The sequence below is a fragment of the Pseudomonas sp. genome, from assembly GCF_017744435.1.
Lineage (GTDB): Bacteria > Pseudomonadota > Gammaproteobacteria > Pseudomonadales > Pseudomonadaceae > Aquipseudomonas.
In genome coordinates this window covers 1-21,628 of sequence record NZ_JAGIBG010000041.1, presented here as the reverse complement: position 1 = coordinate 21,628, position 21,628 = coordinate 1, and the positions used below count along the sequence as shown (strand labels likewise).

Below are 21,628 nucleotides of genomic sequence, written 5' to 3'. Positions count from 1 at the left end.
ACCGCATGAAGCGACTGGCTGGTCTTTCCGCGCTCGCCCTGATCATTTCCAGCACCAGTGGGTGTGGCTGGCTGTGGGGCGAGGATGGCTATTTCCGCGACCGCGGCAGCGATTACCTGCAGGCGCACCCGACTGCGCCGATGCAGCTGCCGCCGGACGCCGGCAAGGCCAAGCGCCTTGACCCGTTGCTGCCGATCCCGCGCAACGTCGCCGACGATCACGCCACTGGCGAGTTCCAGGTGCCGCGCCCGCAACCCCTGACTGCCGGCGCCGAAGCCAGCGACTACACCCTGCAGCGCAGTGGCAGCAGCCGCTGGGTACTGGCCCAGCACTCGCCGGCCGAAGTGTGGCCGGTGGCGCACCAGTTCTTCGAGGACAACGGCTTCCGCATCGCTGAAGAACGCCCGCAGACCGGTGAATTCAACACCACCTGGCAGCGCTTCGACGAACTGTCGGCATCGCTCGGCCAGCGTCTGTCGAGCACTGCCAGCAGTGGCGACAGCGAAGTGCGTGTGCGTGTGCGCATCGAGCCCGGCGTGCAGCGCAACACTTCCGAGGTGTACATCGTCAGCGTCGAGCGCCCGGCCGGCAGCACTGCCGACACGGCGTTCCCGTCCACTTCGGCCAACACCGGCGCCGACGCGCTGCTGGTCGACGAAATGCTGGCCAGCATGAGCCGCAGCGCCGAGAAAGGCGGTTCGGTATCGCTGTTGGCTGCGCGTGACTTCGACGCCCCTAGCCGTGTCAGCCTGAGCGAAGACGGCAGCGGCAACCCGGTGCTGTTCCTCGGCTCGGACCTGGACCGTGCCTGGTCCGGCGTGGGCCGTGCGCTGGAGCAGAGCGGCCAGTGGCGTGTCGAGGACATCAACCGCAGCCTGGGCCTGTACTACATCAACCTGTCGGAAAAGCCTGAAGACAAGCACAACGAGCCTGGTTTCTTCGGCCGTATGTTCGGCAGCGAACCGACCAAGGAAGAGCGTGAAGCCCGTGCCGAGCGTTATCAGGTACGCCTGAGCAAGGTCGGCGAGAGCGTGCAGGTTACCGTCGAGAAGAACATCAACACCGTGGCCCCGGCCGATGTCGCCCGCCGCGTGCTGAGCGCCATTCAGGACCACCTGGGCTAAGTGCGCTTCGCGGTACTCGGAAGCGGCAGCCAGGGAAATGGCACGCTGATCGCCAGTGGTGACACGTTCATCCTGGTCGATTGCGGCTTTTCCCTGCGTGAAACCGAGCGGCGCCTGGCGCTGCTCGGGGTGTCGGCGTCACAACTGAGCGCCGTGCTGGTCACCCACGAACATGCCGACCACGTGCATGGGGTGGGGTTGCTGTCGCGGCGCTACAATGTACCGGTCTACCTCAGCCAAGGCACATTGCGCGGCATGCGCAAGCCGGTGGAGGTGGCCGGTTTTCTCGCTTGTGGCGAGCGGCTGCAGATTGGCGGCCTGGAAGTGAGCGCGGCGCGGGTCGAACACGACGCCTACGAGCCGCTGCAGTACGTGTTCAGCGACGGCAAGCGGCGTTTCGGCATGCTCACCGACCTGGGTTCGTACGATGCGCTGCTGCTCGAGCGCTACCAGGGCCTGGACGCACTGCTGATCGAAGCCAACCACTGCCGCGACCTGCTCGCACGCGGCCACTACCCGGCTTTCCTCAAGCAGCGGGTGGGTGGCATGCAAGGACATTTGAACAACCACCAGGCCGCGCGCCTGGTGCAAGAGTTGGGCTGGAACAACCTGCAGCACCTGGTGCTGGCCCACCTCAGCAGCAAGAACAACCTGCCACACTTGGCCCGCCAGTGCTTCGTCGACACCCTCGGGTGCGACCCGGACTGGCTCCAGGTGGCGAATCAGGAACACGGGCTCGACTGGCGCGAAATCGCCTAGCCCAACACCTCAGCAAGCGGAGCCCAATCATGGAAAAACGCGACGAACTCTACCGCGGCAAGGCCAAATCGGTTTACAAGACCGACGACGCCGACCGCTTGATCCTGCTGTTCCGTAACGACACTTCGGCGTTCGACGGCAAGCGCATCGAACAGCTCGACCGTAAAGGCATGGTGAACAACAAGTTCAACGCCTTCATCATGCAGAAGCTCGAAGAAGCCGGCGTGCCGACCCAGTTCGACAAGCTGCTGGGCGACAACGAGTGCCTGGTGAAGAAGCTGGACATGATCCCGGTCGAGTGCGTGGTGCGCAACTACGCCGCCGGCAGCCTGGTCAAGCGCCTGGGCGTGGAGGAGGGCATCAAGCTGGAGCCGTCCACCTTCGAGCTGTTCCTGAAGAACGACGAGAAGGGTGACCCGTTCATCAACGAATCCCACGTTGTCGCCTTCGGCTGGGGCACCGCCGAGCAGTTGGTCGAGATGAAGAAGCTGTCGCTGAAGGTCAACGAAGTGCTGAGCAAGCTGTTCGATGACGCCGGCCTGCTGCTGGTCGACTTCAAGCTGGAATTCGGTGTCTTCCACGGCCAGATCGTCCTGGGTGACGAGTTCAGCCCGGACGGCTGCCGCCTGTGGGACAAGGAAACCCGCAAGAAGATGGACAAGGACCGCTTCCGCCAGGGTCTGGGCGACGTGATCGAAGCCTACGAAGAAGTTGCCAAGCGCCTGGGCGTGCCGCTGTAAGGCGCACGTTCACGCAAGCGCCTGATACCACGCGATTTTTTTTGAAAAAAAGTTTGCGTTTCAAGAAAACGCTGGTATGATGCGCGGCATTGGAGAGATGCCGGAGTGGTCGAACGGGACGGATTCGAAATCCGTTGTACTGGCAACAGTACCTAGGGTTCAAATCCCTATCTCTCCGCCATACAAGATGAAGCCCCGCAGATTAACGTCTGCGGGGCTTTTTCGTTTCTGGCGTTTTATCTTCGATTCAACTCACCAAGGCGTTGGTTCCAGCGCGCCGACCCCGGTAGGGGTGGTGCTGCCTTCGCCATTGCGCAGGAACGGCAGGTGCCAGAAGTCATTGGGCACAATCTCGTCCCCTGGCTTGACGTTTTCCGGGAAGATGAACTCGAACACCGGTGCCACGTACTGGCCGGCAGTCAGCCCGTTGGCCACGGTCAGGCGGCCGGCGTTCTGCAGGCAGCTATCGACGCCAGGTTGCGGCAGGGTGTTGGTGGGCACGCACAGTGAGCGAGCGACCACCCGCAAGGTACGGCTTGGCTGGCTGAGCAGGCCGGTCGGTGCCTTGGACGCACGCAACCGTGCGCGCTGTGGCTGGGGGCCAACGTTTTGCGTGGTGATTCCGCCGGAAGCGCCGGCACAGGTAGCCGCCAGCACGCTGGCAGGGTCACATTCGCCGGTCATTTCAAACGGCGTGATCCAGCGGTTGCGCTGCACACCGGTGGCTGGGTCGACATCGATCAGGTAGATGTCCACCGGGGTCTTTACGTCGGTAGTCTCGGCTTCGAGGAAGATCCGGTCCTGGGTTTCCTGGGCTGCACCGTTTACCGCTGTTGCAGCCGGGTCAGCAGTGCCGACGCCGAACTCGCCAATGGCCAGGTAGCTGGGCTGGCTGCCCGGCTGGGTGTAGATGCCGAGGTTGGCCTCGATGGTATGGGCGGAAATGAAGTCCGGCACACCGGCCGTGGTCGATTTGAACAGCGTGCCGGAGTAGCTGATGAAGTCGCCGACTTCAAAGGGTACTTGTTGCGTCGGGTCCGGGTCGGTTGCGCTCCGGGTCGGGTCACTGAAGCGTTTCATGACGAACTGGCTGCAATACAGCTGGCCTGCCTTCGGCGGTGTCAATTCACCAGACGCAGGCAGTGCCACGCCGGCCTGGGCAAAATTGCGGCAGTTGTTGGTCGTGGTCGGTGTCACCACTTTAGGCCGGTTTTTCTGTGGGCAAAGCGGGTCGTCACCGGTACGCGGGACGCACATCGGGTAGCCCGTGGCCGCGTGAATGGTCGGGTTGGCGTCATCCACCGAGAAGCGCGCATCGGGGCTCTGGGCCCGGCCGAAACGCCCGTTGGGGTCGTTGATCTGCAAGACGGTCGGTTGCGGCGAGTTGGTACTGGTCACTTCTATGTTCCCAGTGGTCTGGTCAATCCTGCTAATGTAGCCACTGCCGACCTGGGCCGATTGCTGTGAGACAAAGATCAGCCCGGCAATCTGTTTGCCGGCGACCGTGTTGCCGACAACATGCACTTCAAATGAAGGGTAAGTGGCCGGTAGTTGTTTAAGGCCAAGGGGGCCGCCCTGTACGAACTCCGCCCAGGTGAGTGTATTGGCGGGCATCTGGATGACTGAGTTGCAGGGCACGGTAATTGTTGTGCCGTTGACCACTACAGTACCGCCCAGGCGGTTCGGGTTACTGGTATTCGGGCAGTTGCTGTTGCTGCTGTCGACGGTCATGTCCTGAATGAAACCAGTGATGTCGAAGCCGTGAATGGCCAATGGGTTGACGAAGATCGGGTCGGGTAAGGTAGGCGTTGTGAAAGGTGATGGCGTCCCCTTGACCGGCTTGTCGGTGCCGCCCTTGGCCCAGGCATCGCCAGGCCCGGCAATACTCAACGCCAGTGCGGCGACGGCTGCCCCGGCAAGCAGCGCCGGGCGGACGAAGCGCGTGCTGAGCTGCGTTTGAGCGGGGACTGCTGCTGAAGTTTTGAATCCTGCAGGTATGCTCATAATGGTCTCCGAAATGCTGCCAGCCTCGTTGCAAGCATTCGACCTACCGACACAGGGCTCGTATTGCACAAAGGCCTGTGCAATAACTACGGAGCGATACGGATATCGAATAAACGGCTCGACCTGGAATACCGAATTACGGGAATTCCATCGATCTCGAGCGGCGATGTACTGGCCGGTTCCGGACATGGTCGCGAGAGGGACTTCCTTGAGCCATAACGGTCAAAGCACGTGTTGTGCCAGTGCCAGGTTGGAATGGCGAGCCCCGGAAAACTGTTACCAATTGTAAAAAATGTATTAACAACTCAAGTGTTCACGAAATGGGCAACCCAGTTGTGGGGGCGCAACGCCAGAATTGGGTGGTGGGTGCGTGGCCAATCGGGGCCTGAACGCAGTGGATCTCCAAGGAAGTTTTTCGCAATAAAAAGCCCCTGGAAACCATCAGTTTCCAGGGGCTCTGTCTGCTGTCTTGTTTACAGCGAGGTTGCCAGCGTGCACTTCTGCAGGTCGGCCTGGCCTTCGGCTTCCGGGACCACCTCCAGCTTCGCGCCACCGACGAACACGCCCACCTTGATCGACTGGCGCACGTAGTAGTTCTTGCCACCTACGGCCATCAGGTCGATCACGTTGTCGCTGAACTCCGATTCGGTGCCGATCTTGTGGCTGCCCGGGGTGATCAGTTTGTGGAAGTAGACTTTGTTCGCCGTTTCGCCAATCACCTTGCCGTCCACCGTGACGGATTTCTTCAGGCCTTTGCCGGCGAAACTGTCGCGGTAGATGTACAGCCCGGCCTGGTCGGCAGGCGGTGCGGCGAAGGTCTTGAGCGCGGCATCAGCTTCGGCCGACTCCATGGGTACGGATGCGCAGCCAGTCATAACAGCAAAACCGGCGGCAACGGCGAGCATCTTCAAGCGGGTGAGCATGGACAGTCCTTTCGATGGGTTGAATGCGCAGATGAGAAGATTCCACTTCTCAGTGGTGGCATTGTGCCACAACTTGCGTATCCGAACCCTTGACTGTCCTTTGAATCGGTAAATGAACGGCTGCTCTCAGCGCATCGCTGCCAGCTTGATACCGAACCCGACCAGGCAAGCACCGGCCACCCGCTCGAACATGTTGGCGATCCGCGGATTGGCCCGCATGCGCTCCGCCAGCAAATGCGTCAACACCACAGCGATCAGCCCATACAGGAAGGTCACCACTGCCACGGTGGCGGCAAGGAAACCGAAGGTCAGCAGCCCCTGGTGCTTCACCGGGTCGACGAACAACGGGAAGAAAGCCATGTAGAACATGATCGCCTTGGGGTTGAGCAGGGTGATCATCATGGTCTGGCGCAGGTAGTGGCCGTTGTCCATGCGGCTGGCGCGGGGAGCGCCGCCGGGTTTGCTCAGCAGCATGCGCAGGCCCAGGTAGGCCAGGTAGGCGGCGCCGGCCCACTGCACCACGTGGAAGGCGGCGGGGTAGGCGGCCAGCAGGGTGGCGACGCCGGCCACGGCCAGCCACAACAGCACCTGGTCACCGAGGATCACCCCGAAGGTTGCCGCCATGCCGGCCTTGATACCGCCCTTGCCGGTGGCGGTGATCAGGGCGAAGTTGCCCGGGCCGGGGATGGCCAGGACGATGATGAAGGCGATGACGAACGCGCCGTAGTCGGTGACACCGAGCATGGGGAACTCCTGTTGGTCAGTGCGAAGGCAGGCTCGTAGACTATCGCGCTTTGCATTGTCGGTAAAAACATTGGGGCCGCACAGCGGCCCCAATTACAGGCTCGGCAGGTTATTCCTTGATCTCGCGGACAAGGCGCGAAGACCAGGGGCACCAGTGGCCACCCGGCAGGAACGCGCCGCCAGCTTCGTCGAGGTGATCCTCCACATATTGAGTAGTGGCATCACACACCTCGATCGCCACTTCAAAGAAGTTGATGGTGTCCGGGTCCAGGTAGAAGCTCCAGCGCGGGTTGTAGGGCTGCGGGCGTTTGATCAGACGGCCATGAACGTGAATCTTGTTCTTCTCCTCGCCGGACAGGATGCGGCGTGCCTCCTCGATGCGTTCCGGGTTGGTCAGCCTGAAGATGAACTCCGGTGCGTGATCAGCGGTGGTCAGTGCGAAATAGGCTTCCATGCAAATTCTCCTTGAAACTGAGTGGGTGCCGAAATGGCATGTTGCGCATTCAGGTATAGAGGCCTGGCAGTTCATGGCAAACCCACCGCGCTGAGGAGTTCACGTTTTCAATACGTGGGTGGCCCGCCGCTGTGAGGCAGTTCACGGGGCCGGCGAATGTAGTCGATGGCTTATTGCGACTTGGATCCAATGCCTGAGTTCTGTATCATCCCGCCGCCATCAGAAAGATGGCCGAAGATGAAGCATTTAAAGGACTTAGTATGAAAAAGCTGTTCAAGGCCACTGTCGCCGTTGCTGTAGTATCCGGCGTTGCCCTGCTGTCGGGTTGCACTGGCCAAGTCTACAACCAGCAGAAAAACTGCTCGTACGACTACCTGTTCCACCCTTCGGTTTCCATCTCCAAGGTCATCGGTGGCTGCGGCCCGATCGATAAGCTGCCTCAGCAGCAGTAACCCTGGTGAACCCCAGATCTCGTCGCTAGCGGCCTGATCCGAAGCCCCCGGTCATGCAAATGGCCGGGGGTTTTTGTTAACTGAAGCGCTTGCCCTGGGTGTAGAAGGGGATCGATTGCAGTCCCTCGACCGCTTTCAGCGTTTCCGGCGACCGTTCACGCAAGGTGGAGAACGCCAGGTAGGTACGCACACTGAGCTCCGGCGCAGCGGCCACCACGTGCAGGCGCCCCTCGGCGAGCAGGTCCTTGACCATGAACTGCGAGAAATACGCCGAACCGCCGTGCCTGAGGATGTAGTCGCGGGCAATGGTTTCCTGGGTGATCGACAGGCGATGACGCCTGGCTCCGGGGAAGGCCGCATTGTGCTGGTCGGTGAACGAGCGGCCCCAACTGATATACACGTACCCCTCGCCATGGCCCTCGAACACGGTGTCGGCCTGAGTCGACACCAGTTGCAGCGGTTCTTCGAGGAAGGGTTCGAGGACCACGTCTGGCCAGTGGTGCGGTTCGTAAAGGATCGCCAGGTCCAGCAAGCCTTCGCGCAGTTCGTTCATCAGCAGGATCGAGTAATCCGACTGCACCTGGGTGGCGACACGTGGCTGGTGCCGCTCCATCCACGCCACCCAGTCGGCCGTGATGTTGCCCCAGTGGTTCATCGGTAACCCCAGGCTGACCGAGCTGCGTACATCGGTCGGCAAGGCCACGTCATGCTGGGCGCGCTCCCAGGCACTGATCACCGACACCGCATGGCGGTAGAACAGATTGCCGCCGGAGGTCAGGGTGACGCCGTGGCGGCTGCGGCTGAACAGCGGGCGATTGAGGCGATCTTCGAGGGCCTTGATCCGTGCGCTGACCGAAGACTGGGTGATATGCAGGCGTTCGGCGGCCTTGTGAAAGCTGCCGCTGGCGGCCACTTCGATGAAAGCTCGCAGGTGCTCGATGTTCATGAAAATGCGACCGTCGTCAGAGGGCGAGCCGGCTGGCCCGACTCGCCGATACTAGCTGCACTCAGGCCCAGATGTCGCCGATGGTGAAGCCTTCCGGGAACGGGTCGTCGTGGTCGAGGACGAAGGTGTTCAGGCCGTAGATCCAGCTCTTGCCGGTGATGGTCGGCACCACCGCCTTGTTGTCGCCAATACGGGTTTCGTCGATCAGGCGGCCGGTGTAGACATTGCCCAGCAGCCCCTGGTGGCGGAAGTCGCGGTGCAGCGGCAGTTCGCCCTTGGCGTGCAGCGTGGCCATTTTTGCCGAGGTGCCGGTGCCACAGGGGCAGCGGTCCAGGGCCCCGGTCCAGGTGCTCGGGTCGTCCCAGGAAAACGCGCCGCTGGCCATGGTCACGGCATTCTTCCAGTCGGCGTTGGGGTCTTCGCTGGGGCCGGACAACTGGGAAATGGTGATGCCAATGCCAGGGTAGTCAGGGTGGGCAACCGGCAACTGCTCGATGGCGGCCTGGCGGATCATCGACGATACCCGGGCAATCTCGCCACCGTGCTCGGGGATCAGTTGCAAGCCCTTGAACTGGCGCACGTCGGCGATCACGTAGAACATGCCGCCCCAGCCCACGTCCACGCGTACCTTGCCCAGGTGCGGCACATCGATTTCGGCGTCGATATGGGCTGCGAACGCCGGCACGTTCTGGAAGGTGACTGCCTTGACCTTGCCGCCTTCGCATTGCGCCTGGATGCGGATCAGCCCGGCTGGCGCCTCCAGCACCAGTTCGGTGAGGGGCTCGCGCATTGGCAGCATGCCCATTTCCAGCAACACGGTGACCACCGAGATGGTATTGCCGCCGGACATCACTGGGTACTCGATCTGTTCCATGATGATGTAACCGGCGTCGGCCTCGGGGTGGCTGGGCGGGACGATGATATTGCAGCAGTGCGCCGGGTAGCCGCGGGGTTCGCGCAGCATCAGCTTGCGCAGCTGGTCGTCGTTGGCTTCAAGCCACTTCATCTTGGTGTGCACGCTGTCGCCGGGGATGTGCGGCACCCCGCCGGTGATCACGCGCATGGGCGTGCCGGCGTGGGTGTCGACGGCGTGGATAGTGCGTTTGAATGACATGCGGGGCGGCCCTCTATTGTGGTGTTTGAGCGGGGTCTGGGGCGCAGGATAAAGGGGCTGGGCGGGGCTGTAAGGCGAATAATTCCGATCGGGTGATCGGCTTTCTGAATGGAGAAACAAACTGAGACAACCCGCCGCGTTGACCCCCGCCCAGCAATTTGTTTGTGCTGGCATTTCGGTTACAATCGGCGAAACGATTCAGCCTTGTCGGTCAATTCGACAAAAGCCTGGGTCGTTTTCTGGTTCTCTGGCTGCTGAACAATCATCTACAACAAGCCTGCGCTGAAGAACAAGGAATACGCTGGGCCAGCCACAGGCCCACCCTCCGTTCTACTGACTGGAATTGATCAATGTTCAAGAAAGCTGGCAAGACCTTGCTGGGTCTGGCTGTCGCTGCGAGCTTCATGCAAGCGCACGCCGCAGAAACCAAGAAAGTCGATGTGCTGCTGGTCGGCGGCGGCATCATGAGCTCCACCCTGGCCGTGTGGCTGCACGAGCTGGAGCCAAGCTGGTCGATGGAAATGGTCGAGCGCCTGGACGGCGTCGCCGAAGAAAGCTCCAACGGCTGGAACAACGCCGGTACCGGCCACTCCGCGCTGGCCGAACTGAACTACACCCCTGAAGACAAAGACGGCAACGTCAACATCTCCAAGGCCATCGAAATCAACGAAGCCTTCCAGATCTCCCGCCAGTTCTGGTCGTGGCAGGTTCGCCAGGGCGTGCTGAAGAACCCGCACTCGTTCATCAACACTACCCCGCACATGAGCTTCGTCTGGGGCGATGACAACATCAAGTTCCTCAAGAAACGTTACGACGCGCTGCAGGCAAGCCCGCTGTTCCGCCCGATGCAGTACTCCGAGGACCACGCGCAGATCGCCAAGTGGGTCCCGCTGATGATGGAAGGCCGTGACCCGAACCAGAAGCTCGCGGTCACCTGGACGCCGATCGGCACCGACGTCAACTTCGGCGAAATCACCCGCCAGTTCGTTGGCCACCTGCAGACCCAGAAAGGCTTCGACCTGAAGCTGTCCAGCGAAGTGCAGGACATCACCCGCAACAAAGACGGCTCCTGGCACGTCGAGTACAAGAACCTCAAGGACGGTACCGAGTCGGCCACCGACGCCAAGTTCCTGTTCATCGGTGCCGGCGGCGGCGCGCTGAAGCTGCTGCAGAAGTCGGGCATTCCTGAAGCCAAGGAATATGCAGGCTTCCCGGTGGGCGGTTCGTTCCTGGTAACCGAAAACCCGACCATTGCCATGCAGCACATGGCCAAGGCCTACGGCATCGCCTCGACCGGCGCGCCACCTATGTCGGTACCGCACCTGGACACCCGCGTGCTGGACGGCAAGCGCGTGATCCTGTTCGGCCCATTCGCCACCTTCTCGACCAAGTTCCTGAAGAACGGTTCGTACCTGGACTTGCTGAGCAGCACCACCACCCACAACGTGTGGCCGATGACCAAGGTCGGTATCGACCAGTACCCGCTGGTCGAGTACCTCGCCGGCCAGCTGATGCTGTCGGATGACGATCGCTTCGAAGCCCTGCGCACCTACTTCCCGAACGCCAAGAAGGAAGACTGGAAACTGTGGCAGGCTGGCCAGCGCGTGCAGATCATCAAGCGTGACGAAGAGAAGGGCGGCGTGCTGAAGCTGGGCACCGAAGTGGTGGCCTCCCAGGACCGCACCATCGCCGGCCTGCTGGGCGCCTCGCCAGGTGCTTCGACCGCCGCGCCGATCATGCTGAACGTGCTGGAAACCGTGTTCAAGGAAAAGGTCGCTACCCCTGAGTGGCAGGCCAAGATCAAGGAAATCGTACCGAGCTACGGTACCAAGCTGAACGACTCGGCGGCGGCCACCCAGAAAGAGTGGAACTACACCGCTGAAGTGCTGCAGCTGGAGAAGCCACCGGTGATCGACGACAGCGTCGGCACCACCGTGGCGCCGAGCAAGCCGGTTGAAAGCAAGCCAGAGAACGACATGGCGCTGTAACCAGGCGATGTGGGTTCGAGAAAGCCACGGGTAACCCCCGTGGCTTTTTTATTGCTGTTTCGGCAGCTCGCTGTCGAAGGCAAACTCCTGCAACACCTCGCTCAGGTCGAGGTCCACCGCCAGCGCCAGGAAACTCACGTCTCCCTCGTCACTGACGGGAAACATCTTCGCCTCGGTGGCGGCCCTGAGCACCACTTGGTCGCCGTGCATGACGTGCAGTTCCGAGCCATCGGCCATTTCCAGCTTCAAGCTGCCCGAGGTGGCGAACAGCAGCAGGTCGTTGCCCGGGCTCAAGTGTGCAGCCGCATGCAGGTGGCGATACTCGGCAATCCAGCCATCGCGCAGAAACGTCTTGCTCAAGGCATAGGCCAGCGAGCATTCCAGCGACAGGTCAGCCATTTCGTCGATCACCCGGTCACGTGGAACCTGGGGCATCAGGCGGGAAAACTCACTCAGGTTGGTCAGGGTGATTTTCCGGCGGGCAAGGCTCATAGCGGTTTCCTTCTCAGATCCGGGCCTCAAGCCAGCAGCGTGATCGCCACGTGCCCGGCGACACCGGCACATACGCTGTAGATCAGGCTGCGCGACCAGTACGCGACAATGACCACCGGAATCGCTGCCAGCAGGTCGGCATTCAGGCCCAGCAGCGAGCCGTCCTTGGCCACCAGCAGGGCGGGTACGGTGATGCTGGCGATGATTGCCACCGGCAGGTATTCAATGACGTCATTGAACCACTTGGGGGACTTCTCCATCTTCAGCAGAAACGGTGTCGCGCGGGTCAGGTAGGTGATGGCAGCCATCAGCATCACCGCTGCGATCAGGTAGTTCTTTTCAGGCATAACCCTGCTCCACAGCCAACGGCGGTTGCGATGAATACGTTCAAGGGCGAGGGCGCATACAGGTTCAACAGGCAGGTGGTGACGATCACCACCAGGGCGATGACGGCTTTGGTGAAGGTGCTGCACAGCGATATCAGCACGAAGATCATCATGGCCGTCAGGGCATAGTCCAACTTGAACTGGGAAAACCGGTTCAAGGCATCCGATGCCACCGCGCCAAACACCGCACCGGCGATCCAGCTGGCATGGCAGTAGGTATTGAACTGCAGCAGATAGCCAGGCGAGGTCGGCCTGCCGTTCTCCAGGCGTTGGCTGTGAAAGGCAAAGGACTCATCGGTCAGGCCGAATGCGTACAGCAACTTCTGCGGCTTGCTGATCGGCAGTTGCGCGCTGCGTTTGGACATGTACATCGCCATCAGCATGTGCCGTGAATTGATCAGCAATGTCGACAACGCAATGGTGATCAGCGGCGCGCTGCTGGTCATCAGTGCCAGTGCGGCGAACTGCGCCGCCCCGGCATAGACGAACAGGCACATGGCAGCCGGCAGCCACAAGGGCAGGCCGGCATTGATGCACATGACGCCGAACACGAAGCTGACGACGAAGTAGCCGGTGACGATCGGCAGGGCATCGACCAGGCTTTCCTTGCGCGAGGTGGTTAGCAGCACCGACGAGGTCACAGGTCGACCTCGCAGGTGATTTCACCGCGGGTTTGCAGGAAGCCTTGTTTCTTCCAGAAGCTCAGTGCGTTGGCGTTGTCATGCTCAACGAACAGAAACACCCGGCGAATGCCATGCTGGCGGAAATCGCTGAGGATCGAATTGGCCAGTGAAGTGCCGATCCGGCTCTGCCGATAGTCCGGCGCCACCGCCATGTGATTGATGGTGCCGCGTGTGCCCATCAAGCCTCCCGCAACCGCGCCGACGATGGTGCCGGTGTTGTTTTCGGCCATGTAGCAATAGGTATGCTCCGAGCCGAGCAAGCCTTTGAGCAGCCCTTCGTCCTGCCAGTCGCAGAACGAGGTCTCCTCGAAGCGACGGAAGAAATCGACGATCTTGCGGGCATGGAAGGGCGTGGCTTTCTTGATGCTCAGGCCGTTGATGTGTTCGCGCGGAAACAACTTCGGCGCCGGGCCGATGTAACTAGTCGATAATGTCATGCTCGCTGCCCGGTCGAGAGAAGGAAATTGCAATGATCTGCCGATAGCCCATTTCCGAAGGGCTTGGGTTGATCGCCGGAGTGACATAGTGTTGCAGTTCGCGGTCGAGGAAGTACGTGGTGTCGAGAATGTTCAGGTAGGTGCCGGAGTCGATCACATTCGACTGTTTGTCGTAGATGTTGCTGGTAGCACCCTCGACGTTGTGACGGCCCCAGAAGTGCACGCCGCTGAACGGATAACCGTCGCAGTGAATACCTTCAGGGGTTATCTCGATCTGCGCCCCCGGTTTGATTTCGATACGAATCTGGTGCACCTGGCACTGCCAGGTGACCGTGTGCAGTTCTTCAGGCAATACCGCCTTGTACACGTCGAAATCCAGGCGAATCAACGCGCGCAGAATCGGTGAGTTGAACACATCGGCACTGATGTCTTCGAAATGACGCGCCATGCCGCCGACATAGTTGTTGTGCGCCTCGGACTGTTCGTAGGCGCGGTGATTGAGTTGGCACAGTTCGCCGGTGACCGGGTTGAAGTCGAAGTCACTGTAACGGCGGTACCGCGTGCCCTTGTCGGCTTGGCCGTAATAGCGGTCGACGCCCATGGTTTCCCAACTTTTGGAAAACTCGACAAACTCTTTGAAGCCGCCGTTCAACGCATAATCACTGCCCATGACATTGACCGTCTTGTTTTGCCGCAGGGCAGTATCGATATTTCTATTCAGTGTCAGCATGGCAAATCTCTTTTTATGTAAACGCTGACAAAAATCTAACAGTTGAATCGTCCGCCGAAACTTCACTTTTTTTTGACGTGCCTCAACCGTTGCTTGCTACCCAGACGGCATGCACCGTTATCGGGCAGACAGTGCCGGCGGTTGTGCGATATCCTCATGCCTTTCGTTGACGGCCTGCGTCAACGGAACGGGGAGGGGAAGTGAATGGACATCAAGGTGCTTAAAAACATCGTGACCGTAGCCCGCACGGGCTCGATCACCGATGCGGCCGAACAGGTACACGTCACGGTCCAGGCCTTGGCTGCTCAGTTGAAAAAGCTCGAAGATCATTGCGGCTTCAAATTGTTCGACCGGACCAACAAAGGGGTATCGCTGACCCAGGAGGGCATGGGCATCCTGCCGCATGTCCTGGAAATCGTGCGTTCATCCGAGCGCATGCAGCTGAAGATCAACCAGTTGCGCCAGAGCCGCAACCAGCGCCTGCCGTTGCGGGTTGCCTTGAACAGCACGCTGTCGATGGAAATCAACCAGCAGATCATGGGCGCCGTGGTCAGCAAGTTGTCCGGCTACAACCCGATCTTCAGTTGCTCGGAGTCGCCCGACAACCTGGTCAAGCTGGCCAAGGACGAAGCGGACATGGTGGTGGTGCTCGGCGACAGCATCGGCGAAAACTATCATTCGGTGCCGCTGAAGGGCTTGCGTATCGAAGTCGTTGCCTCGTCAACCAGCAATGACCGCTCAGCGCCCTGCGCGGTGATCAAGCCTTTGCCTGAATGCCCGTATCATTCGATCTTTACCCGCTTCGCCGAGCGCCGGCCAGGCATGCTGGACGCGGCAACCGTGTTCCATTCCGGCAGCGAGATCGTCAGCGTATCGATGATCAAGAGTTTCGGCGGCGTGGGCGTGCTGTCGCGGGCGGTTGCCGAGGCCAATGACCTGTGCATCTGGCCGGGTTTCTCCGACTTTCTCGATGTTTACCTGGTCATGAAGGAGCCGTGGATCATCGAGGAAGAGTTCCCGCTGTTCTGCGCGGTCCCCACGCCCATCCGCAGCCTGGACGCCATCAGCGCCTGACCTTGCAGCGCCGGGCGCATAAGCCACGGGAAGCCTCCCGTGGCTGCTGTTTTCAATGGGCAAACCATTGATCGGAATTCCGACGGCGGCCGAATAAAAACATATTTTGATGCTTAAATTAATCTTGTCAGCCGATCCCCTCCAGGAGGGTGCCGTCATGAACATCAAGATTGCCGCCTTGTTGCTGCTCGCCCTGTGCGCCCAGCCGGCATGGAGCCAAAGCTACTCCTACTCCTCTGCAACCCCCGCCGCCAAACCCGCCGAATCCGGTGCAATGACCACGCGCATGGCTTTGCGCGACCTGTGGGTCGAGCACATTTTCTGGGTTCGCAACTATGCCGTCGCCAACCAGGCCGGCAACGCCAAGCAAGCCGCAGTCGCGGCCAATGAGGTGGTGACCGACGCCACCAAAATCGCCAATAGCATCGCCCCGCTGTATGGCCAGCCCGCCGCCGATCAGCTGCTCAAGCTGCTCGCCGGCCACTGGGGCGCGATCAAGCACTACAGCGATGCCACCGTGGCCAAGGACAAGAAGGGGCAGCAAGCCGCCGTCAACGACCTGGGCAGCAATGCCAAGGCCATCGCCGCGTTCCTGGCCAAGGCCAACCCGAACCTGCCGGAGCAGACCTTGCTGACCTTGCTCAGCGCCCACGGTGGCCATCACGTGGCGCAGATCGACCAGCTGGCGGCCGGTGACTACGCGGGTGAGGCGCGCACCTGGGCGATGATGCGCGAGCATATCCTGACTTTGTCCGACGCCCTCACGGCGGCGTTGGTCAAGCAGTTCCCGGACAAGTTCTGATGCTCGAAGGCCTTGGCCGTACCCAACAGGACCTGCTCCACGCGTTGCTGCATCAGCCGGCCGGCATGAGCATCGACGAACTGGCGCAGGCCCTGGCCGTTACCCGTACGGCAGTGCGCCAGCACCTGGCCGCGCTGGAACGTGACGGCCTGGTCAAGCGCGGCGCTACCCGTCCCACCGGGCGTCGGCCGGAGCAACTGCACCAGCTGACCGAGCATGGCCGCGAACTGTTCCCTCGGCAGTATCCACTGCTGGCCAATTTGCTGATTGGTGAAGTGGCGGGCTTGATGGGGCAGGAGGCGTTGCTGGCGCTGATGCGGCAGTTGGGGCGCAAGCTGGCGACGGACCTGGAGGCTGAGGTGGTGGATGAGGGGCGGATCGTCGAGCACATGAATGCGGCAGGGTATGAGGCCGAAGTGTTCTTCCGTTCTTCAGGCGAGCCGCAGATCGTGGCGCACAATTGCGTGTTCCATCATCTGGCCAAGGCGCATCCGGTGGTGTGTGAGCTGGACCTGGCCTTGATCGGCACGCTCGGCGGCGCTGAAGTCAGCCATGAGGAGTGCATGCTCAGGGGAGGGCAGGTGTGCCGCTTTGCACTGCGCAAGGATCAGCATTGAGGTTGCCTGTACCGGCCCATTCGCGGGCACGCCCGCTCCCACAGGGATAGCACCAAGCCTGCGGGCGACGCCGTACCTGTGGGAGCGGGCGTGCCCGCGAAGAGGCCGGCACAGGCCGAAATCAGATCTGTTTCAGAATGCAGTCCAGCAACCCGGGAAACCGCTCGCCCAGCATTTCGCTGCGCAGCGAATTCATGTGGGTGGTCCCGACATTGCGGGTATGCACCAACCCCGCATCACGCAACACGCGGAAATGGTGCGACATGCTCGACTTCGGCCGCCCGCCATCGAGCTCGCCGCAGCTGGCCTCGGCCACGCCGGCCAGGTGGCGGACGATGCCCAGGCGCACCGGGTCGCTCAGTGCGTAGAGCACGCGCTCGAGAATCAGGTCTTCAGGGTTGGGGTGTTGGTAGGCTCGCATGGCCGACATGATAACGGGGGTTTCATCAATTGCCATAGTTCGATTATGATCGAACAATCGTATCCAGATGATCCGGAGCTGCCCATGTCTGCCCTGTTCCAACCTTACACCCTCAAAGATGTCACTTTGCGCAACCGCATCGCCATCCCGCCGATGTGCCAGTACATGGCCGAGGACGGCATGATCAACGACTGGCACCATGTGCACCTGGCCGGCCTGGCCCGGGGCGGTGCCGGCCTGCTGGTGGTCGAGGCCACCGCGGTGGCGCCGGAAGGGCGCATTACCCCCGGTTGCGCCGGGATCTGGAGCGACGCCCATGCCCAGGCTTTCGTGCCGGTGGTGCAGGCGATCAAGGCTGCCGGCTCGGTGCCGGGTATCCAGATTGCCCACGCCGGGCGCAAGGCCAGCGCCAACCGCCCGTGGGAAGGTGACGACCACATCGCCGGCGACGATGCCCGCGGCTGGGACACTATCGCGCCGTCGGCCATCGCCTTTGGCGCACACCTGCCGAAAGTACCGCGCGAGATGACCCTGGGCGACATCGCCCGGGTCAAGCAGGATTTCGTCGACGCCGCGCGCCGTGCGCGTGATGCCGGCTTCGAGTGGATCGAGCTGCACTTCGCCCACGGCTACCTGGGGCAGAGCTTCTTCTCCGAGCACTCCAACCAGCGCACCGATGCCTATGGGGGCAGCTTCGACAACCGCAGCCGTTTCCTGCTCGAAACCCTGGCCGCCGTGCGTGAAGTCTGGCCGGAGAACCTGCCGCTGACCGCGCGCTTTGGGGTGCTGGAATATGACGGTCGCGATGAGCAGACCCTGGAAGAATCGATCGAGCTGGCGCGCCGCTTCAAAGCGGGCGGGCTGGACCTGCTGAGCGTCAGTGTCGGTTTCACCATTCCCGAAACCAACATTCCATGGGGCCCTGCATTCATGGGCCCGATTGCCGAGCGCGTTCGTCGTGAGGCAGGGCTGCCGGTGACTTCGGCGTGGGGCTTTGGTACACCGCAACTCGCCGAGGAAGCACTGCAGTCACGTCAGCTGGACCTGGTATCGGTTGGCCGTGCGCACCTGGCCGACCCGCACTGGGCGTACTTCGCAGCCAAGGAGCTGGGCGTGGACAAGGCCTCCTGGACCTTGCCGGCACCCTATGCGCACTGGCTCGAACGTTATCGCTGAGCCTTGAGCCGCCCCCACAGACGCTAGCGCGCCTGTGGGGCGCAGGTTACTCGCCGATGCGCCAGCCCACCTGGCGCATCGCGCTCAGCAAGCGTTGCCCACCCAGCCCCGGCACCAACACGCCATCCGCTGTAAGCATGTCTTCGCCTGCTACCAGCGCGTTGACGATGGCTTCCTCCACCGCCTCCGCCGCCGCCATGAAAAGCGGCGTGATATGGTCGTTGGCGAGCATCTGCACCGGCTGACTGAATGGCACCCCCTTGCGCCCATAGGCCGCAGGCGGCAGTTGCTGGTCGGCAGTGGAAAACGCCACGAACAGATCGCCGCTGGCATCTTCGGTACCGCCCCCGGTCCGGGCGATGCCGATCGAGGCCCGCTGCGCCAGACGCTGGCACTGGTGGGGCAGCAACGGTGCATCGGTGGCAATGATCACCACGATCGAGCCCATGCCCGGCTCACCCCGTTCGGCGAAGGGTGAGGGGATATCGTCGAGCACCCGGCCGACCGGGTAGCCATCGACCCGCAGCTCCTGCCGCTGGCCGTGGTTGGCCTGCAGCAGCACGCCCACCGTCCAGCCCCCCTGGTCAGGTGGCAGGCGCCGTGAAGCCGTGCCGATACCGCCCTTGAACTCATGGCAGATCATACCGGTGCCGCCGCCCACCGCACCTTCGGCAACCGGCCCGGACTCGGCGCGGGCCAGCGCTTCGTTCACCTGGTCGGGCCCTACGTGTTGGCCCCAGATATCGTTGAGCAGGCCATCGTAGGTCTCCAGCACCACGGGCATGCACCAGTACACCGACGGGTCGGCCAGGGTGTCGCGTTCTGCGGCGATCAGCGCGTCGCGCACCACCCCGACACTGTGGGTGTTGGTGATGGCAATCGGGGTGGTGAGCAGGCCGGCTTCGCGGATCCACTCAAGGCCCGTGGCATCGCCGTTGCCGTTGAGTACGTGGACCCCGGCAAAGCAAGGCGCCAGGCGGGCCGCTGCCGGGCGTGGCTGAATCACCGTCACGCCGGTGCGGACCTGTTTGTCGGCACTGTCGGCCATCAAGGTGCTGTGGCCGACTCGGATGCCGGGTACATCGGTGATGGCGTTGAATTGACCGGGCAAGCCATGGCCCAGGGTGATACCAAGTTGACGAGCGCGCATAGGGACTCCTGTGGGTCAGAGCGTTGTGGGTCAGAGTTTCTGGAAGGCTGGGCTGAACTTGCCGTAGGTGCTGTAGAGCATCACCGAGACGGCCAGCAACGCAAGAATGATGAGGATGTCGCGAAGGGGCGCGCCAAGCAGGCCGCTGAGCAGCAGATAACCCGCGCCGACCACCGCCAGCAACGCTGGCAACGGCCACAAGGGCATGCGATAGGGGTGTTCGCGGTCGCTGCGCAGCACGCGGCTGAACAGCGCGCACAGCGCGACCGCCAGGTACACCATCAGGAGCAGCAGCACGGTGAAGGAGGTCATCTCTTCCAGATCGGAGCTGAAGCTCAGGGCGGCAGACGGTATGGCCAGCAGCAGGGTGGCCAGCCAGGGCGAATCCCAGCGAGGGTGGATGCGGGTGAACAGGCGGTTCAAGGTAGGCGTCCACAGTTGATCGCGGCCACTGCTGAAGATCACCCGGCCGGACTGGATGACGATGGCGATGATGGCATTGAACACCGAGAGGAAAATGCCCGCGCTCACCAGCCGTGACAGCGTCGGGTTGCCGTGGGCGGTGAGCAGGTAGCCGATCGGGTCGCTGCTGGCCAGCAGCGCCTCCAGCGATGGCGCGCCCAGCAACAGCGCGCAAATGGGCACCAGTTCGATGGCCACCACCAGCGCCAGGGACCAGAGCACTGCCCGATGGGTGCTGCGGCCACCGTCCTTCATGTCTTCGGCCAGCACCACGGCGGCGCCGAAGCCGTTGTAGGCGAACAGTGCCGTGCCGATCGAGGCGAATACCAGCGTCCAGGGGGCGGCGCTCAGCAGGCCGTGGTCCATGTGCTGGGGCGTAATCAACACGCTCAGCGGCTGGCTCACGTTACCCAGGCCCAGCGCCACGATGACCAGCACTGCCGCCATTTCGCACAACAGGAACACGCCCGTGACCCAGGCGTTGAGGCGGATGTTGAGGATGCCGAGGGCGTAACTGCCGGCGACGATCGCCAGGGCCACGGTCTGGGTATCGAAGGCCGTGCCCAGGGCGCTGTTCAGGTAGGTGGCGGCCCCGGTGGCCAGCACCGGTGGAATGAACAGCAGCGAGACCAGCACCGTGAGGAAGGTGGCGTAGCCGGCCAGGCCGCCGAACACGCGCTTGGCATACACATACTCGCCGCCAGCAGAACTGTGGGCCCGGCCCAGCTCGGCATAGCACCAGGCGAACATCAGCGCCAGCACTGCCGCCAGCACGAAAGCCAGCACCGCGCCGCTGCCGGCCTGGGCAATGGCGAATGGCGCAATGACGAACACGGAACTGGCCGGGGTCACCGCCGAAACGGTGATCGCAACCACATCGAGCATGCCCAGGCTGGGCTTTAGCGCACTGTCGTGCATGTCGTTTTCCTCGAATTGTTATTGGGGGTTGAGGCAGTGACGAAGGGCGCGAACACCCTGCGGATGGGGTGCTGCATGGGCTGCAATCTAGGCCTGGCGCAGTGGCCGGCCAATTACCATTTGGGGTTACGCCCCTTGACGTGGGCGCTGCAAAGGAGGGAAATCGCATCACCTTTTCAGGGGAGCCGGCACGGTGCACAACGTTTTTCATGAAGTCGGCATGCATGCCAATCTTGGCCGCACCATCGAACAGATCGGTCAGCCACGCTTCTGGAAGCAACTGATCCTGTTGCTGCATCGCTGGTTGCCGTTCGATAACGCCCTGGCGGCGTACTACCCCGGCAGCGGTACCCCGGTGGTGCTGGAAGAGCACGATGCAACGCCGCAGGCAGGGCCGGTGGCGATGTCGTTGTACCTGAGCGGGCTGTATCAGCTCGACCCGTTCTACCTCGCGTGCCAGGACGGTGTGGGCAGTGGCTTGTATCGGCTCGACGAGGTGGCGCCGGACCAGTTTCACCAGAGCGAGTACTACATCAGCTGGTTCCAGGCCCATGTGCTGGCGGATGAGGTGCAGTTCATCCTGCAGCTCCCGGGCCAGGGCGCGCTGAGCCTGTCGCTGGGGCGGGGGGAGGCCTTCGATGCCGAGCAGTGCGGCCTGCTGGCGATGCTCTGCCCGTGGGTGCTGGCGCTGATGCAGCAACACTGGCAGGCCGGTAGCAAGCGCGTGCTGGCGCAGGACGAACCGGTGGCGGTGCAGGTGCGCGATGCCCTGAGCCAGTTCGGCGCGGGTGTGTTGTCCGAACGCGAGCTGGAGATTGCCCGGTTGATCTTGCGCGGGTTTTCCTCGAAGGCCATGGCCGAGCGCCTGGCGATTTCACCTGAGACGATCAAGGTTCATCGTCGCCACCTGTATGCCAAGCTGGATATCTCTTCACAGCCAGAGCTGTTTTCACTGTTCCTGCAATCGTTGGGGCACGATCCCCAACACCCCTGATTGCTGCGCATGCCCCTGTGGGAGCCGCGCTTGCCGGC

Annotated in this window: 24 protein-coding genes and 1 tRNA gene; 11 read left to right on the top strand and 14 right to left on the bottom strand. The window is 62.1% G+C overall.

The window, feature by feature from the left end:
• The first annotated feature begins 5 nt into the window (after nucleotides 1–5).
• The 4 genes from bamC to J7573_RS22810 all read left to right on the top strand — a co-directional run bounded on the left by bamC (nucleotide 6) and on the right by J7573_RS22810 (nucleotide 2,804).
• On the top strand, nucleotides 6–1,124 hold the full coding sequence (gene bamC / locus J7573_RS22825) for an outer membrane protein assembly factor BamC (protein WP_294340580.1): 1,119 nt from the start codon (nucleotides 6–8) through the stop codon (nucleotides 1,122–1,124).
• On the top strand, nucleotides 1,125–1,883 hold the full coding sequence (locus J7573_RS22820) for an MBL fold metallo-hydrolase (RefSeq protein WP_294340579.1): 759 nt from the start codon (nucleotides 1,125–1,127) through the stop codon (nucleotides 1,881–1,883).
• Nucleotides 1,884–1,912: 29 nt separating this feature from the next.
• Nucleotides 1,913–2,623 (top strand): phosphoribosylaminoimidazolesuccinocarboxamide synthase, encoded by a 711-nt coding sequence (gene purC, locus J7573_RS22815; RefSeq protein WP_011535129.1) that lies wholly within the window; start codon nucleotides 1,913–1,915, stop codon nucleotides 2,621–2,623.
• 91 nt (nucleotides 2,624–2,714) lie between these two features.
• Nucleotides 2,715–2,804, top strand: a tRNA-Ser gene (locus J7573_RS22810).
• A gap of 71 nt (nucleotides 2,805–2,875) precedes the next feature.
• Here J7573_RS22810 and J7573_RS22805 read toward each other — a convergent pair.
• From J7573_RS22805 to J7573_RS22790, 4 genes are all read right to left on the bottom strand, one after another.
• Nucleotides 2,876–4,627 carry a hypothetical protein gene (locus J7573_RS22805; RefSeq protein WP_294340571.1) on the bottom strand — a complete coding sequence of 584 codons (1,752 nt, stop codon included), beginning with the start codon at nucleotides 4,625–4,627 and terminating at the stop codon, nucleotides 2,876–2,878.
• Between the two features lie 473 nt (nucleotides 4,628–5,100).
• Nucleotides 5,101–5,550 carry a DUF2846 domain-containing protein gene (locus J7573_RS22800; RefSeq protein WP_294340569.1) on the bottom strand — a complete coding sequence of 150 codons (450 nt, stop codon included), beginning with the start codon at nucleotides 5,548–5,550 and terminating at the stop codon, nucleotides 5,101–5,103.
• Between the two features lie 126 nt (nucleotides 5,551–5,676).
• Complete coding sequence (locus J7573_RS22795) at nucleotides 5,677–6,294, bottom strand: LysE family transporter (protein WP_294340568.1); 618 nt, start codon at nucleotides 6,292–6,294, stop codon at nucleotides 5,677–5,679.
• 109 nt (nucleotides 6,295–6,403) lie between these two features.
• Nucleotides 6,404–6,748 (bottom strand): hypothetical protein, encoded by a 345-nt coding sequence (locus J7573_RS22790; protein WP_294340566.1) that lies wholly within the window; start codon nucleotides 6,746–6,748, stop codon nucleotides 6,404–6,406.
• Nucleotides 6,749–7,008: 260 nt separating this feature from the next.
• Here J7573_RS22790 and J7573_RS22785 point away from each other — a divergent pair, with 260 nt between their 5' ends.
• Nucleotides 7,009–7,200 (top strand): DUF4223 family protein, encoded by a 192-nt coding sequence (locus J7573_RS22785; RefSeq protein WP_027918621.1) that lies wholly within the window; start codon nucleotides 7,009–7,011, stop codon nucleotides 7,198–7,200.
• Nucleotides 7,201–7,276: 76 nt separating this feature from the next.
• Here J7573_RS22785 and J7573_RS22780 read toward each other — a convergent pair whose 3' ends face one another.
• Nucleotides 7,277–8,146 carry a LysR family transcriptional regulator gene (locus J7573_RS22780; protein ID WP_294340563.1) on the bottom strand — a complete coding sequence of 290 codons (870 nt, stop codon included), beginning with the start codon at nucleotides 8,144–8,146 and terminating at the stop codon, nucleotides 7,277–7,279.
• 61 nt (nucleotides 8,147–8,207) lie between these two features.
• Entirely contained in the window at nucleotides 8,208–9,260 is a 1,053-nt protein-coding gene (locus tag J7573_RS22775; RefSeq protein ID WP_294340561.1) for a proline racemase family protein, read from the bottom strand.
• A gap of 350 nt (nucleotides 9,261–9,610) precedes the next feature.
• On the opposite strand from J7573_RS22775, the gene mqo reads away from it, so the two are divergent.
• Nucleotides 9,611–11,248 carry a malate dehydrogenase (quinone) gene (mqo, locus tag J7573_RS22770; RefSeq protein WP_294340559.1) on the top strand — a complete coding sequence of 546 codons (1,638 nt, stop codon included), beginning with the start codon at nucleotides 9,611–9,613 and terminating at the stop codon, nucleotides 11,246–11,248.
• A 48-nt stretch (nucleotides 11,249–11,296) separates the two neighbouring features.
• On the opposite strand, the gene J7573_RS22765 is transcribed toward mqo, so the two are convergent.
• From J7573_RS22765 to J7573_RS22745, 5 genes are read right to left on the bottom strand one after another with little or no spacing between them, the layout of a single operon-like run.
• A complete protein-coding gene (locus tag J7573_RS22765; protein WP_294340558.1) occupies nucleotides 11,297–11,740 on the bottom strand; it encodes a hypothetical protein in 444 nt (147 codons plus the stop codon).
• A 26-nt stretch (nucleotides 11,741–11,766) separates the two neighbouring features.
• Nucleotides 11,767–12,087 (bottom strand): AzlD domain-containing protein, encoded by a 321-nt coding sequence (locus tag J7573_RS22760; RefSeq protein WP_159411700.1) that lies wholly within the window; start codon nucleotides 12,085–12,087, stop codon nucleotides 11,767–11,769.
• Nucleotides 12,066–12,767 (bottom strand): AzlC family ABC transporter permease, encoded by a 702-nt coding sequence (locus J7573_RS22755; RefSeq protein ID WP_294340556.1) that lies wholly within the window; start codon nucleotides 12,765–12,767, stop codon nucleotides 12,066–12,068. Before J7573_RS22755 ends, J7573_RS22760 begins: the two co-directional genes overlap by 22 nt.
• Nucleotides 12,764–13,246 carry a GNAT family N-acetyltransferase gene (locus tag J7573_RS22750; protein ID WP_294340554.1) on the bottom strand — a complete coding sequence of 161 codons (483 nt, stop codon included), beginning with the start codon at nucleotides 13,244–13,246 and terminating at the stop codon, nucleotides 12,764–12,766. Before J7573_RS22750 ends, J7573_RS22755 begins: the two co-directional genes overlap by 4 nt.
• Nucleotides 13,230–13,976, bottom strand: a complete 747-nt coding sequence (locus J7573_RS22745) for a 2OG-Fe dioxygenase family protein (protein ID WP_294340553.1) — start codon at nucleotides 13,974–13,976, stop codon at nucleotides 13,230–13,232. Before J7573_RS22745 ends, J7573_RS22750 begins: the two co-directional genes overlap by 17 nt.
• Nucleotides 13,977–14,180: 204 nt before the next feature.
• On the opposite strand from J7573_RS22745, the gene J7573_RS22740 reads away from it, so the two are divergent.
• The 3 genes from J7573_RS22740 to J7573_RS22730 all read left to right on the top strand — a co-directional run bounded on the left by J7573_RS22740 (nucleotide 14,181) and on the right by J7573_RS22730 (nucleotide 16,469).
• The gene (locus J7573_RS22740) at nucleotides 14,181–15,050 is read left to right on the top strand and encodes a LysR family transcriptional regulator (RefSeq protein WP_294340551.1); all 870 of its coding nucleotides are present in this window, start codon (nucleotides 14,181–14,183) and stop codon (nucleotides 15,048–15,050) included.
• A gap of 157 nt (nucleotides 15,051–15,207) precedes the next feature.
• Nucleotides 15,208–15,852 (top strand): hypothetical protein, encoded by a 645-nt coding sequence (locus tag J7573_RS22735; protein WP_294340550.1) that lies wholly within the window; start codon nucleotides 15,208–15,210, stop codon nucleotides 15,850–15,852.
• Nucleotides 15,852–16,469, top strand: a complete 618-nt coding sequence (locus tag J7573_RS22730) for a MarR family transcriptional regulator (protein ID WP_294340548.1) — start codon at nucleotides 15,852–15,854, stop codon at nucleotides 16,467–16,469. Before J7573_RS22735 ends, J7573_RS22730 begins: the two co-directional genes overlap by 1 nt.
• 121 nt (nucleotides 16,470–16,590) lie before the next feature.
• On the opposite strand, the gene J7573_RS22725 is transcribed toward J7573_RS22730, so the two are convergent.
• Nucleotides 16,591–16,926 carry a helix-turn-helix domain-containing protein gene (locus tag J7573_RS22725; protein ID WP_294340546.1) on the bottom strand — a complete coding sequence of 112 codons (336 nt, stop codon included), beginning with the start codon at nucleotides 16,924–16,926 and terminating at the stop codon, nucleotides 16,591–16,593.
• Between the two features lie 48 nt (nucleotides 16,927–16,974).
• Between J7573_RS22725 and xenA the strand changes: the two genes are divergently transcribed.
• Complete coding sequence (xenA, locus tag J7573_RS22720) at nucleotides 16,975–18,066, top strand: xenobiotic reductase XenA (protein ID WP_294340545.1); 1,092 nt, start codon at nucleotides 16,975–16,977, stop codon at nucleotides 18,064–18,066.
• Between the two features lie 46 nt (nucleotides 18,067–18,112).
• On the opposite strand, the gene J7573_RS22715 is transcribed toward xenA, so the two are convergent.
• Nucleotides 18,113–19,216, bottom strand: a complete 1,104-nt coding sequence (locus J7573_RS22715; RefSeq protein ID WP_294340543.1) for a P1 family peptidase — start codon at nucleotides 19,214–19,216, stop codon at nucleotides 18,113–18,115.
• Nucleotides 19,217–19,246: 30 nt separating this feature from the next.
• Nucleotides 19,247–20,596 (bottom strand): APC family permease, encoded by a 1,350-nt coding sequence (locus J7573_RS22710; protein ID WP_294340542.1) that lies wholly within the window; start codon nucleotides 20,594–20,596, stop codon nucleotides 19,247–19,249.
• Between the two features lie 193 nt (nucleotides 20,597–20,789).
• On the opposite strand from J7573_RS22710, the gene J7573_RS22705 reads away from it, so the two are divergent.
• A complete protein-coding gene (locus J7573_RS22705; RefSeq protein ID WP_294340539.1) occupies nucleotides 20,790–21,590 on the top strand; it encodes a LuxR family transcriptional regulator in 801 nt (266 codons plus the stop codon).
• The last annotated feature ends 38 nt before the right edge of the window (nucleotides 21,591–21,628 follow it).

What these genes read in the sequence shown, in the direction of transcription:
- bamC (WP_294340580.1), top strand. Translation starts at nt 6, where the DNA reads ATGAAGCGACTGGCTGGTCTTTCCGCGCTCGCCCTGATCATTTCCAGC.
- purC (WP_011535129.1), top strand. Translation starts at nt 1,913, where the DNA reads ATGGAAAAACGCGACGAACTCTACCGCGGCAAGGCCAAATCGGTTTAC.
- J7573_RS22805 (WP_294340571.1), bottom strand. Translation starts at nt 4,627, where the DNA reads ATGAGCATACCTGCAGGATTCAAAACTTCAGCAGCAGTCCCCGCTCAA.
- J7573_RS22800 (WP_294340569.1), bottom strand. Translation starts at nt 5,550, where the DNA reads ATGCTCACCCGCTTGAAGATGCTCGCCGTTGCCGCCGGTTTTGCTGTT.
- J7573_RS22795 (WP_294340568.1), bottom strand. Translation starts at nt 6,294, where the DNA reads ATGCTCGGTGTCACCGACTACGGCGCGTTCGTCATCGCCTTCATCATC.
- J7573_RS22790 (WP_294340566.1), bottom strand. Translation starts at nt 6,748, where the DNA reads ATGGAAGCCTATTTCGCACTGACCACCGCTGATCACGCACCGGAGTTC.
- J7573_RS22785 (WP_027918621.1), top strand. Translation starts at nt 7,009, where the DNA reads ATGAAAAAGCTGTTCAAGGCCACTGTCGCCGTTGCTGTAGTATCCGGC.
- J7573_RS22780 (WP_294340563.1), bottom strand. Translation starts at nt 8,146, where the DNA reads ATGAACATCGAGCACCTGCGAGCTTTCATCGAAGTGGCCGCCAGCGGC.
- J7573_RS22775 (WP_294340561.1), bottom strand. Translation starts at nt 9,260, where the DNA reads ATGTCATTCAAACGCACTATCCACGCCGTCGACACCCACGCCGGCACG.
- mqo (WP_294340559.1), top strand. Translation starts at nt 9,611, where the DNA reads ATGTTCAAGAAAGCTGGCAAGACCTTGCTGGGTCTGGCTGTCGCTGCG.
- J7573_RS22765 (WP_294340558.1), bottom strand. Translation starts at nt 11,740, where the DNA reads ATGAGCCTTGCCCGCCGGAAAATCACCCTGACCAACCTGAGTGAGTTT.
- J7573_RS22760 (WP_159411700.1), bottom strand. Translation starts at nt 12,087, where the DNA reads ATGCCTGAAAAGAACTACCTGATCGCAGCGGTGATGCTGATGGCTGCC.
- J7573_RS22750 (WP_294340554.1), bottom strand. Translation starts at nt 13,246, where the DNA reads ATGACATTATCGACTAGTTACATCGGCCCGGCGCCGAAGTTGTTTCCG.
- J7573_RS22745 (WP_294340553.1), bottom strand. Translation starts at nt 13,976, where the DNA reads ATGCTGACACTGAATAGAAATATCGATACTGCCCTGCGGCAAAACAAG.
- J7573_RS22740 (WP_294340551.1), top strand. Translation starts at nt 14,181, where the DNA reads ATGGACATCAAGGTGCTTAAAAACATCGTGACCGTAGCCCGCACGGGC.
- J7573_RS22735 (WP_294340550.1), top strand. Translation starts at nt 15,208, where the DNA reads ATGAACATCAAGATTGCCGCCTTGTTGCTGCTCGCCCTGTGCGCCCAG.
- J7573_RS22730 (WP_294340548.1), top strand. Translation starts at nt 15,852, where the DNA reads ATGCTCGAAGGCCTTGGCCGTACCCAACAGGACCTGCTCCACGCGTTG.
- J7573_RS22725 (WP_294340546.1), bottom strand. Translation starts at nt 16,926, where the DNA reads ATGGCAATTGATGAAACCCCCGTTATCATGTCGGCCATGCGAGCCTAC.
- xenA (WP_294340545.1), top strand. Translation starts at nt 16,975, where the DNA reads ATGTCTGCCCTGTTCCAACCTTACACCCTCAAAGATGTCACTTTGCGC.
- J7573_RS22715 (WP_294340543.1), bottom strand. Translation starts at nt 19,216, where the DNA reads ATGCGCGCTCGTCAACTTGGTATCACCCTGGGCCATGGCTTGCCCGGT.
- J7573_RS22710 (WP_294340542.1), bottom strand. Translation starts at nt 20,596, where the DNA reads ATGCACGACAGTGCGCTAAAGCCCAGCCTGGGCATGCTCGATGTGGTT.